The organism is Palleronia aestuarii (assembly GCF_003253995.1).
Taxonomy (GTDB): Bacteria; Pseudomonadota; Alphaproteobacteria; order Rhodobacterales; family Rhodobacteraceae; genus Palleronia; species Palleronia aestuarii.
Genome location: NZ_QKZL01000022.1, coordinates 1 through 11777 on the forward strand (window position 1 = coordinate 1; position 11777 = coordinate 11777).

The 11777-nt window shown below is 62.3% G+C and carries 10 protein-coding genes; 6 read left to right on the forward strand and 4 right to left on the reverse strand.

The features are described from left to right. Positions 1-207, reverse strand: a 207-nt coding sequence (locus LX81_RS17145; protein WP_211322804.1) for a phage integrase N-terminal SAM-like domain-containing protein, incomplete at its 3' end; no start/stop codon positions are given. Between the two features lie 757 nt (positions 208-964). Continuing rightward, the gene (locus LX81_RS17155; RefSeq protein ID WP_170134012.1) at positions 965-2755 is read right to left on the reverse strand and encodes a methyl-accepting chemotaxis protein; all 1791 of its coding nucleotides are present in this window, start codon (positions 2753-2755) and stop codon (positions 965-967) included. A 1022-nt stretch (positions 2756-3777) separates the two neighbouring features. Here LX81_RS17155 and LX81_RS17165 point away from each other — a divergent pair. Both LX81_RS17165 and LX81_RS21935 read left to right on the forward strand, forming a co-directional pair. Continuing rightward, complete coding sequence (locus LX81_RS17165) at positions 3778-4275, forward strand: cupin domain-containing protein (RefSeq protein WP_111538539.1); 498 nt, start codon at positions 3778-3780, stop codon at positions 4273-4275. A gap of 411 nt (positions 4276-4686) precedes the next feature. Next, positions 4687-6099, forward strand: coding sequence for a hypothetical protein (locus LX81_RS21935; protein ID WP_146259465.1), 1413 nt, complete (start codon positions 4687-4689; stop codon positions 6097-6099). Positions 6100-6497: 398 nt separating this feature from the next. Here the strand turns inward: LX81_RS21935 and LX81_RS17170 are convergent, their stop codons facing one another. After that, entirely contained in the window at positions 6498-7259 is a 762-nt protein-coding gene (locus LX81_RS17170) for an SGNH/GDSL hydrolase family protein (protein WP_111538540.1), read from the reverse strand. A gap of 145 nt (positions 7260-7404) precedes the next feature. Then, on the reverse strand, positions 7405-7734 hold the full coding sequence (locus LX81_RS21940) for a hypothetical protein (protein ID WP_146259466.1): 330 nt from the start codon (positions 7732-7734) through the stop codon (positions 7405-7407). 128 nt (positions 7735-7862) lie between these two features. Between LX81_RS21940 and dsbD the strand changes: the two genes are divergently transcribed. The 4 genes from dsbD to LX81_RS17190 are packed head-to-tail and all read left to right on the forward strand — an operon-like array spanning position 7863 to position 11777. Continuing rightward, positions 7863-9635, forward strand: a complete 1773-nt coding sequence (gene dsbD, locus LX81_RS17175) for a protein-disulfide reductase DsbD (RefSeq protein WP_111538541.1) — start codon at positions 7863-7865, stop codon at positions 9633-9635. After that, positions 9632-10450: a TlpA disulfide reductase family protein gene (locus tag LX81_RS17180; RefSeq protein WP_111538542.1), complete on the forward strand. Its 819-nt coding sequence runs from the start codon at positions 9632-9634 to the stop codon at positions 10448-10450. Before dsbD ends, LX81_RS17180 begins: the two co-directional genes overlap by 4 nt. Further along, positions 10447-11172, forward strand: coding sequence for a L,D-transpeptidase (locus tag LX81_RS17185; protein WP_111538543.1), 726 nt, complete (start codon positions 10447-10449; stop codon positions 11170-11172). The genes LX81_RS17180 and LX81_RS17185 overlap by 4 nt, the downstream gene beginning before the upstream one ends. After that, positions 11172-11777 carry a DsbA family protein gene (locus LX81_RS17190; protein ID WP_111538544.1) on the forward strand — a complete coding sequence of 202 codons (606 nt, stop codon included), beginning with the start codon at positions 11172-11174 and terminating at the stop codon, positions 11775-11777. The genes LX81_RS17185 and LX81_RS17190 overlap by 1 nt, the downstream gene beginning before the upstream one ends.

An 11777-nucleotide genomic window follows, 5' to 3' on the forward strand; every position in this document is an offset into this window, starting at 1 on the left:
CGTCGATGGTGTGACCCCGGTGTCGGTCATGTGGAGCTGATAGGCGCGAAGATCCTCCGGCGTCGCCGTGTCGGGTGATCGCCCAAGAAAGGCCGCGAAATCCTTGATCGCGCGGATATGGGACTTCTGCGCCTTGTCGCCCATCCCGCGGATGCGCATGTCTTCGATCATCCGCTGGCGCAGCGGGGTTGCTCTCTCCTCCTTCATGGGAACCTCCTGTCTGATGATTGAGAAGGCCCCAATCGTCAGCCAGGTCGTGCAGATCACGAAATGCGCGCCGCTATGGGCGGCTCACTCCATCAGCCAAATGCGCCAATGCCGCGGAGCGGCTTCGTCCTTGGGCCGAAACCAGTCCCGCCAGCTGGCATTGCCAGACGACACGCGTGGATACCCGGCGAAAGACATCCTCGATCCAGCGTTGCCGGATGCGGGCCGGAACTACAGCGCAGCGTCGAACGGAGGCCGGCCGCCCTTCTAGCGCGGCGGTCGACCGAGCGCCTTTTGCAGCACAGGCTGAAACATCCCGAAGTCCACCGTCGACGTTAACGTCTCCAGCGGATCGTCCCCCGTCGTCGCGACGGTAGGCTCTGGGCCGAAATCTCCGCCAGCCGGTCCGCGATCGACCAGAACCCCAGCTGACCAGTCATCGCGTTACCTCCACCTTGTCAGAACAACCGATTACGATTCAGCGCTCAGGGCGAGATTTTCGGAGGTGTTCAGTTTCACCCCCAGGCACGTGATCCTGCGATCTGTGCCGGCGAGAAGCAGATCAACCAGGGAGATCGCGCCCACCACCTCCACCGCCGTTTCCGGCGCCCGGGCGGAGTCTGGGGGTGACTGGCCTTCACCGTTCCGCAAGTGAATTGGCCAGGGTCCGACCTGGCAGCGCATCCTCTCTCCGAAACTGGCAATCCAAGGGAGGTACGAAAAGCCTCCCCCGTCCATTTCAGGTTTCGCTGCCGGATTACCCAGCGTAGCGCTGGAAGTCCGCGTCGGAGACCTCTTCGGAGGTAAGATCGAGATTAAGTACGCCCGGCATTTGCGCGCGGGGAGAGTGCTCCGCCTGGGGACTGGCGACGGCGGCGACCTTGGGGGCCTTCTCAGGACGGGGCGCGGCAGACTTGGAGGCCCCGGCGTCTACCTCAAAGTAGGAGATGACGCCGGTCAGTTGTTCGGACTGGGCGGCAAGCTCCTGACTGGTAGCGGCGGCCTCTTCGGCGGCGGAGGCGTTCTGCAGGATCACCTGATTCAGTTCGCGGATCGCCTGGTTGATCTGCTCGGCGCCCACGTTCTGCTCCCGCGTGGAGGCCGAGATCTCGGCCACGAGATCGGCGGTGCGTTGAATGTTCGGGACCAGCGCGTCGAGCATGCGCCCGGCCTCGCCCGAGACTTCCACCGTCTCTTTCGAGAGCTGGCTGATCTCGGCCGCCGCCTGCTGGCTGCGCTCGGCAAGCTTGCGTACCTCGGAGGCCACCACCGCGAAACCCTTGCCGTGAGTCCCGGCGCGGGCCGCTTCCACCGCCGCGTTGAGTGCCAGCAGGTCGGTCTGGCGGGCGATCTCTTGGATGATGGTGATGCGTTCGGCAATGGTCTTCATGGCGTGCAGCGCATTGCCCACCGTCTCGCCAGAGCGACGCGCGTCGTCGGCCGACTGGCCCGCGATCTTCTCGGTCTGGGCCGCGTTGTCGGCGTTCTGGCGGATGTTGGCGGTCATCTCCTCGATCGAGGCGGAGGCCTCCTCCACTGCGGAGGCCTGCTGGGTCGAGCCTGCCGAGAGCTGCTCGGCCGTCGCGGACATGTTCGAGGCCCCGTCGGAGACATGGGTGGCGCTGACGGCCGAGTTCGAGATCACCTCGCGCAGCTTCAGCACCATGTCGCGGAGCGCGATCCCCAAACGGTCCTCCTCGGAACGCGGCGTCACGTCTACCTTCAGGTCGCCTTTCGAGATCGCTTCGGCTGACCGGCTCATGCCCTTCAGGTCACCCACCATCTTGTCCATGGCATTGAGCAGATTGCCGATCTCGTCGCGGCTCCTGGTCGAGGCGTCCACATCGAGATTGCCGCGGGCAACTTCCGTGACCACCCGTTCGGCGCGGCGGACATTGCGCGAGATCGCCGTTGCCAGGAAGGCCGCGACGGCCAGGCCGATGGCCAGGGCGATGGCGGTCAGGGCGATCATCGTGCGGGTGATGCTGGTTTCCGTCATCTCGGCGTGGTGCCGCTCCTTGGCCATCTCCTCGGCCAGCAGATCCAGCTCGTGGGAGATGTCCACGAGGACCGTGGCGAAAGCGGCCTCGGCGGTGCGATAGATCTCGTGGACCTCCTCGGCACCATCCGGCCCGGCGAGCGCTACGGGACGCAGCTGCGCTTCCAGGACGGTATAGGCCTCCCAATCGTCCCGCAGTTCCTCGAGGACCGCGACCTCCGCCTCGGAGGCCTGGGCCTCCAGCTCGACGAGGAGCGCGTCCACCTCCGTCGCGCCCCGATCGAAAGTCGCGATCGCCGCGTCGATCTCGGCAGGATTCCCCCCGACGAGGGCGTCGTCGATATAGGCCAGGACCGCGCGGTCCATCTCCATCATGGTGGCCCGGACCTCCTGCATCACGGCGCGCTTCCGGGCGGTCGTATCCACCAGGAGCTCGACGTCGTGTCCGATGGTGCGGATCCCGTGCAGCCCGGTCAGGGCGGTGATTCCGGTCAGGGCGATCATCACCGCGAAGCCGGCGATGATCTTCGTCTTGATCGTCAGACGCATTGTTTCGCCTCGCCTCCAAGCCATGGGGAATGAACGGAGCACCGACCGACGTGACAGGGGTGGAGGACGTTGGCAGCGCACCTCCCAGGCGGTTATCCAGATGTCGAGTGTCAGCCGAGGAAATGCCGGTTCCGGCTCAGGGTCGGGGCCAATCAGCGAACCACCCGAGTTTCCCGGCCTTTTGCCGGGCGACAGAGTTTCCGTAGCTGCCGCGTTATCTTGCGGAATTACGGGTTAAATCGGCAGTTTGAATTAAAGACATCTGAATCTGCTCCGGGTGCGACGGTCTGTCCTTGCCAAATTCCGCGAGAAACCCGCGCGACCTGTCCAAATGGATAGGGTCGGGAGATCGTCCGGAAAATATCTCAGAAACAATGCAAGCAGGAGTAGAAGTTTGTTCTAGAGCGGACGCTCATCCGACCAGGACGTTCTCGAAGCGACCGAAGGGGATCGTCTAAAAGGATCAAAAGGTCAGCAAAGCCGCGATCCGTTCGAGATGCTGATCGCAACCGATGCCAAAGACGCGCGGCGCCGGTTCGGAGCCCTTGCCGGGCAATTGGTGCAGCCGCCGCTCGGATCGTTCCACCTGGTCGTCGGGGGAGTCGATCGATTTCGGTTTCGCTCCCCGTCGGCCCCGATCCGATCTTTCCGATGCAGAGATCCCGGCTACAGCCGACATTGGAGCGCTATGCAGCGAAAGTCCGCTCGGACCCGCTCAGCCGACCTTGCGTCCTCGCGTCCTCGCCAACGTTCGCAAGCGCAGCGAATGGCAGGTGTGGTGAAGCTGCGGCGCGGCGTAGGAATGGTGACTGGAAGTCCGCTCTGGGCCGTGAGCGTTGGCGGGATCTCCTCGGCGGCCATCTCGGAGCGCCGCGCTGCCGCAAGGCGGCTTCGAGCTCGTTCCACCGAATGATTTACGGTCTTTCGACGTCGGCTTCAGCGATCCCGCGCTTGACGGAACTCGATTACAACGGCCTGAGGGTGGTACAACAACACTGAAGCGAATGGTCGGGGATGCAGGCATGAGTAGAGTTGCGGACGGTACATACATCGTAACGGCCTCCGAGATCGCCAGCATGGAAGGGCTCGCGAAGACGCACTTCCTGAACCCGAACGCCCGCCGGGTGAACAAAAGCCTAGGGGATTTAACCGGCCTGACCGGCTTGGGTTTTCATGTCATAGAGGTGGAGCCGGGCCACGAGACAACCGAGCACCACGTCCATCATCATGAAGACGAATGCGTTTACGTACTGGATGGAGAAGCGACGGCGGTGATCGGCGAGGAAGAGCATCCGATCGGTCCGGGGGACTTCATCGGCTACCGCAAGGGCGGGTACGCGCATTCAATCCGCAACACGGGCGACCAAACTTTGCGCTGCATCGTCGTTGGCGAGCGTTTAGCGCACGATGTTGGTGACTACCCACTGCGGGGAAAACGCCTCTACCGTAACCGTGGTCTGGCTTGGAACGTCGTCGACCACGATGCGATCAGCGAACCGAAGGCGGGCGCGAAAAAGTAGAGATCGTCTGCGCCGAGCGGCCGACAGGCCTACCCGACGAGAACGGACGTTCGCATCAATCGCGGCGAGTAATCATTCCGTCCCGCAGAGAGTGAGTTCGGGGATGCCTCGATCTCGCGACCGCGGCGAATGGCCGGTTCGGTGGGCCGCGCCGCGGCATCCAGAGAAGACGTGAACGGCAGCTGTGGGCCGTGAGCATGGGCGAAACCTCATAGGTCGCCATCACGTACCGCCGCGCTGCCGCAGGTCCGCTTGGAGCGCTGTTTGCGCTTTCGACAGGCTGCCGCGAAAGGTCACTAACACCCTTGAAGCAAGTCAGTATAGCTGCGAGGCATGGCATTACGCTTTAATAAAATTAAAAAACTTCCCGATTATTATAGAAGAATTACAAAAATGTAGTATGGGGGATACATGATTCAGCGTAAATCATTTTTTTTCTATCGACTGAAAGCTTCAGCAGTTATTTTTTTGCTGTTTGCCGCTCCCGTCTATGCTTTTGCACCGACGCTAGAAGGAGTCGACGAATCCTTTGTCCTGAAAATGATGGAGCGGCTAGCTTCAATGGATTGGGTAGACGCTTCGCGTAAAGATGGAGTTGTCTATGCTCTCCCATCTACACGCTACAGCTACGTAAAGATTGGAGTCTCAAATGAGCGTAATCTTGAAAGTCGGAATCAGCAAACACTGCACAATAACCCCTATGCTAATCTCAGCAAACAGGGGAGGGTGAAGCATAGATGCGGTGAAAGATTGAGATGTTGGATCCTTGAACAGACAGTCCAGCACCATTTACAACTTGAGGGCAATTGGCTTGCTCCTTCCTTAGAAACAGAATTCAGTTCGAGGGAGATATACGATATCTCTCCGCATAACGCGCGGATACTTATTATTGCTTACGATAGGGCACTAAAACCCTTCGATAGGTTTATTTCAAAAGCAGCGAAGGTGATGGAAAAAAGTAAGGTCCGCGCTCCCGCTCTGGCGGCACAACTTGCCAAAAAGAGTGCCGCAAGGTCTGCAGTCTTGGCACGGCTCGTGAAGTTCGGCAAAATATCGTCTCGACGCGCTGGTTGGGTCGGTGGGATGCTGCTGATTTATGACTTATACGATTACTCGTTCCCCGCCGAGCAAGATGATTCCGAGCTGAAGCAAATTGCACGGTCTAGAAAGCTTATCCAAGAGGCTGAAGACGAAATTGCCGCGCAAAAGCTCTATACTTGGCTTGATGAAATCGGTTCGGAGCTATCTGCGGATTTGTGGGAATGCACATGGGTTGATGACGAGAGGGTCGATGTGCTCGGCAAGGAAATTGGCCGGAGCAGATTCGAAATTCTGCGCAAGTTTCCGACCTCAGAGTTTGGCTCAATAAGCTGTTCAGAACCGCTTGATCAGCAATGGGATGCCGCGTGGAACGCTAGGTCTATCGTTTGGTTCAGCGACTTGGATTCAGATCACCCTGATTTGTTTGAAGCATTAACGACTGATCAAACTTACCAGGTGCCCGCAGAACCGAGAGTGTCTGCCGAAATAGTGCCATCCGTTAGTGACGAAGACTTCCGCAGATATTGTGGATGGGTTTTCAGATTCGGAGCCGAAAGAGTAGTGAATTCTTTAGCGTGGAGGTACCGATTTTTTGCCTTGAAGTTGCACGGGTGGCGGCTCGGAATGGGAGCTCTTCAAGATATGCGGGAGGTCAAGGAACTGTTCACAAATTACTACGGCGAGGCGAAGCGGCTAAACGCTCGTATGGAGTGGCTAGATAACTTCAGTTCACGAATGGTTCGAGCATGTCGACAAGAAGGCGAAGCACGAGGACTGCTATGAATACAGCTGTCTCTTAAAACGAGTCCAACCGAGATGAGGCTTAGTGGCAGTTGGTCGCTCAGGGCCGAACGACTGGATTGTCCGCATAGTGTGAGTTCGGCTGCCGCGATGCTTTGCGACCGCGGCGAATGGCCGGTTCGGCGGGCTGCGCCGCGGCATCGAAAGCGAAGGCGAACGGCAGGTTTGGGCCGCATGCGCTAGGTGCGATGATGTCCCGAGATGTGGTGTAGCTCACCGCGGGCCTCGCGCTTTCAAGCGGGCCGAGCTGGTCAGTTGCGCTGCGCTGCAGGCAGGCAGAGGTGGTCGCGAGATTTCGGACCAGTTGCCTCTCGACCCTGCGTCCTAAACGCTGCGTGCTTCGCCCGCTATTGGATGTGGCGGGCGAAGCGCGGTGCCAATCAATCAAGTATGGATTTCACCTTCTCCGCGACGCCTCGCCCGATATTCCCGTGGGCTTCGGCCGAGAAATGCACACCATCTATCCCATCGGTTTCGGCTAGGGTCCCGACATCGAGAAATTCCGCCCCAGCGGCCGCGGCGATGGCCTCGTAATATTGCGGAAGCGCCTGCGTTTTCTCCACGCCCCCGGCGAACCGCTCAGCGCGACCCTCGGGGAACAGATCCCCGAGCGGGGGCGGTGCCAGTACCAGGATCTCGGGTGTGTGATAGTCCGTGCCGACGCCGCTGCCGGTTTGCTGCACGATGTCAACGAGCGCTCCCATCCCAAGGCCGATCCGAAATGGAGACCGGTCGAACTGGACCTTCACGTCATTGGTGCCAAGCATGATCACCACGAGATCGAGCGGCAGGTGCGATGCGATGATTGGCGACAACGCTTCGGACCCGTCCAACCCTGCACCAGAGATGTGCGGCAAGCTGGGATCGGCAACGTCGGTGGTTCGCGCGCTCAAGCCTTCTTCGATGATCTCGAAATCATCCCCTAGTTCTGCCTGCATCACGCCCGGCCAGCGAATATCGGCGGGATAGCGTTCGGTCGGGCCGCTCTCGACGGGAATGTAACCCCAGGTATTGGAATCGCCGTAGATCAGGACGCGTTTGGCCTCTTCTGCTTGTTCTTGATCCTGTGCGTGGACTACCCCCGCCGAAACAAGCGCAAACGTGGCGATGGCACCTAGAAGTCTACGACGCGTAGTGGACATGGTTTTCCTCCCCATTGAGAAACCGAGGTTAGCAGGGTCGCGGTCCCAGTCCAAATCGTCGATCGGTGGAGGCTGGTCCTGTTCGCCACCTCGGAGTGGTACGATTGACGCTCTGATCCATGAAGTGGCGCACCAAACTGCGTGATTAGTCAATCGTTTCCTGGGCGGCACCCGAGTGAGGTCGCCATCGCTCTTTGCGGCTGCGGCGAACGGCCAGTTCGGCGGGCCGCGCTGCGGCATCAAAGCCGGCGTTAAACGGCGGCTCAGGGCCGAGACCAGCCATGAAATCGAACCCGCCGGTTCCGGCGGACGTCGAGGCGCCGGTCGTCGATATTGTCCAGAGGCCCGGGACCTTCGTCATGGGAGTGAATTCGAACCCGGAGAGACGCGAAGCAAATTCGGGGCCTGCCCGGAATGCCCCGACCCACAGAACCGCACCGCCGCCGAAGATAAGAAGTTGCCGTCGTGTTGCCATGTCGTTCCTTGTCATCGTTCCAGGCCATTAGTGGCGCGACAGGCTTATCAACACCTTATGGGCGTCACTCGGGAAACTGCCCCCTCATCTTAAGTTTGGCATAAGGTGGCGCCGGCATCGCCGGGGCCATGATACGCTCACACGCACTCCCCGCCCTGGTCGCACTTCTACTGTCCCTCGCGTCGGGTGTGGCCACCGCGCAGTCCGGCACGCCCTTGCACCCCTCAGAGGCTTTCCGGATCTCCGCGGAAAAGACCGACGACGGGACAGTGCTGCACTTCGACATCGAAGAGGGGTACTACCTCTACCGCGAGTATCTTGCCGCGGAAGAACCCGGCGGAGAGATTCCACTCGAGACGATGCCCGGAACGGTCAAGGAGGACCCGACTTTCGGGCGAATGGAAGTCTACTACGACGAGGCGTCGGCACGACTGCCAGCGTCGGGCGGACCGGTAACGGTAACCTGGCAAGGCTGTCAGGATGGCGGGATTTGCTATCCTCCGCAGACGGCGTCGCTGAACGAGATCCCCGCTTCAGCGGGCGGTGCCGGAACCGCAGGTGATGCCTTTGTCGAAGGTGCCGGTGGGCCCACCGCCGTTCAGGAGCCATCGGGCATCCAGCTCGCAGAGGAAGCCGGCCTGGCGGGTCTTGATGGCGGCGCCGGCCTCGTCGTTCTGACGTTCTTCGGTCTGGGCCTCCTCTTGTCGGTCACGCCCTGTGTGTTTCCCATGTTCCCCATCGTGGCCGGCATGGTCACGGGACAGGGCAAGGATCTGACCATGGGGCGCGGCATTGCGCTGACCGGGGCCTACGTGATTGCGATGGCGGCGGCGTTCGGCCTTTTGGGCGTCGCGGCGGCGTGGTCCGGGCAGAACTTGCAGATGGTGCTGCAATCTCCCTGGGCGGTCGGCAGCATCGCGGCGCTCTTCGTCGTCTTCTCGCTCGCCATGTTCGGAGCCTTCGACATTGCGCTGCCCGGGGCGCTGACCAGCCGGGTGCAGCGGCTCGGCAGTCGCGGCGGATCGCTTAGCGGAGCGGCGGGACTGGGCTTTACCTCGGCGTTGATCATCGGGCCTTGCGTCACCGCGCCGTTGGCCGGCGCGCTCCTCTACATCGCGCGGACGGGCGACGTGTTGCTTGGCGCCGGCGCACTCTTCGCGCTTGGGCTGGGGCAGGGCATGCCGCTCCTGGCGATCGGAGCCTTCGGGTCGCAGATCCTGCCGCGTGCGGGCGTATGGATGGAGCGCGCCAAGCAGGCGTTCGGCGTGGTCTTTCTCGGCCTTGCGATCTGGATGATCGGGCGGATCGTTCCCGGGCCGGCGGTCCTGGCGCTCTGGTCCGTGCTCCTGATCGGAACAGGGGTGTTCCTCGGCGGGCTCGATTGCCCGGCACCGGGCGCCGGCCCGGTTCGGCGCGGGGCGACAAGTCTTGGCGTGCTGGCGCTGCTGGCCGGGGCGCTGCAGGGGATCGGCGCGGCGTCCGGAGCGAGCGATCCGCTGCGTCCGCTCGCGGCCTTTGCCGGAGAGGCAGCAGCCGACGATCCCAAGGCGGTGTTTGCCCGGGTTACCGACAGGCCGGGGCTGAAGGCGGCGCTTGCCTCCGCAAGCGGTCCCAGCATGGTCTACGTCACCGCCGAGTGGTGTACGTCCTGCCGGGTGATCGAACGCCATGCCTTGGCCAATCGAGATGTACAGGCGGCCCTGGCGAGCCTTGGAGCGGTCGAGGTGGACGTCTCCAAGTTCACTGAAGAGTCGCAGGCGCTCCTCGACGAGTTGGGATCGGTGGGACCGCCCACGATGGTGTTCCTCGATGGATCACGGCGCGAGGTGCCGGATACCCGCCTTGTGGGCGAGGTCGGTGCATCCGAGGTAATGACTTCCCTTGCTGAGATGACCCGATGAACGCCGTGCAGATCGGCCCGCTCCTGTTCGATGGCGCCCGCTTCACCGCGATCATAGCGGCCCTGGCCTTCGCGGTTACAGCCGGGATCGTCTCCTGGTGGTACGCGCGCCGAGGAATGGAGACCCGTGTCCCGGTGTTCGCCCTGATCGTTGTGTGGATCGTGGCGGCGCGAGTAGGGTTCGTGGCGATAAATTGGGAGACCTTCGCCGCGCATCCGCTCGAGGCCTTCGCCCTGTGGCAGGGAGGCTTCTCGGCCCGTGCCGGAACGATCGGCTTCGCGGTCGTGGCACTGGCCGCCATCCTTTCGCGGCCCGGGACCGTCGCGCCGATCCTCATAGGAGCGGGTGTGGCGGTCCTGGCCGCGAATGCGACCGAGTTCGCCCTCCGGGACGGGTCCGCCGCGACCCTGCCCGGGACCGCCTTCTCCGCCTACGAGGGGGCGCCGGTGACCCTGTCGGATCGGAACGGTACGCCGCTTGTCGTGAATCTCTGGGCCACGTGGTGCCCGCCCTGCCGGCGGGAGATGCCGATGATGTTAGAGGTCGCGGGCCAGGCTGAGGGCATCGACGTGGTTTTCGCCAACCAGGGCGAGACCCCGCCGCAGATCGCAAGTTTCCTCGACGAGACGGGCTTGGACGGCGACGGCATCGTGTTCGATCCAGACGGCCAGCTTCTGGGCGGGCTTGGGGCCATGGGTCTGCCAACGACGCTCTTTTTCGACGCCCAGGGGAGCCTTGTCTCCGCCCATACTGGAGAGATTTCCCGTGCGGCCTTCACCTCGGCCATCGAGGACCTTGGGGGTAAGGTTCGATGACAAGGGTTTCTCTGGCATTCGCGTTTCTTCTCGCCCTCGGGGCCTGTGCGGCGCCGCCCCCGGTGGACACGACCCGGATCGCACCACCCCCTCCTCAATTCGATCCCGAACTTTCCCGCATGTACGGTGCAGTCGCGGACCGCGAGGTCGCCGTGCCGGCGGTGCCGCCTCGATACCTTTCGCAACGCAACAAGCGCCAGCGCGTCGATTACTGGTCGGACGAACCGCCCGGTACCATCGTCGTCGATCCCTACGAGCGGTTTCTCTACCTCGTGCAGGAGAACGACACCGCGCTGCGCTACGGCATCGCCGTGGGCGAGGCGGGACGCCAATTCTCCGGCGAAGCGACGATCCCCTACCAACGGGACTGGCCCTCCTGGACACCGACGAGGAACATGATCGAGCGCGAACCGGAGGTTTACGGGCCATTCGCCGGCGGGCAGGACGGTAGTCTCGAGAACCCTCTCGGAGCCCGTGCCCTCTACCTGCATCGCGGCGGGGAGGACACGCTTTACCGCATCCACGGCACATCGCAGCCCTGGTCCATCGGGCAGGCCGCGTCGTCGGGCTGCATCCGCCTCTACAATCAGGACATCATCGATCTGGCCGACCGGGTACGGAGCGGAACTAAGGTCGTGGTGCTCACCCAAGCGCAATCGGGGCAGGGCACCCGCCTGCCCGGAAGTCTTCCCACACCCTCTCTCGGAACGGAGCTTTACTGATGCATCTGAGCAGACGCAGTCTCATCGGCGCGGCTGGGGCAGCCCTCGCCCTGCCATCGATCGTCCGTGCGCAAGACCGTCAACTGACGGTCGAGGAAGTCCTCTACGATACCGACGCGCCGGTCCTGGCCAATCCCGAGGGCGATGTCACGGTGGTGGAGTTCTTCGACTATCAATGTCCCTACTGCAAGCGGGCGCATCCGATGCTGATGGACGTCACAGCCCGTGACCCCGGTGTCCGTCTCGTTCTGAAGGATTGGCCGCTCTTCGGTGCGCCATCGGTGCGCGCCAGCCAACTCGCCCTCGGCGCGGTGGAGCTCGGAGCATACGGGGCCGTGAACGAGGCCTTGATGGCGACCGAGGGACGCCTCAGCATCGAGACCGTCGAGGAGACGGTGGGATCGGAAGTGGCGGCCGAGGCAGCGATGACGTCCTACCGCGATGCTCGAACGAAGTGGGACGGCCTCATGAGCCGCAACCAGATGCAGGCTGCCGCCTTCGGCTTCCAGGGAACGCCTTCCTTCGTCATAGGAACCACGCTCTTTGGCGGGATGATCGATCGCGACACGCTGGACGCCGCTATCCGCGAAGCACGAAAGGCCTGA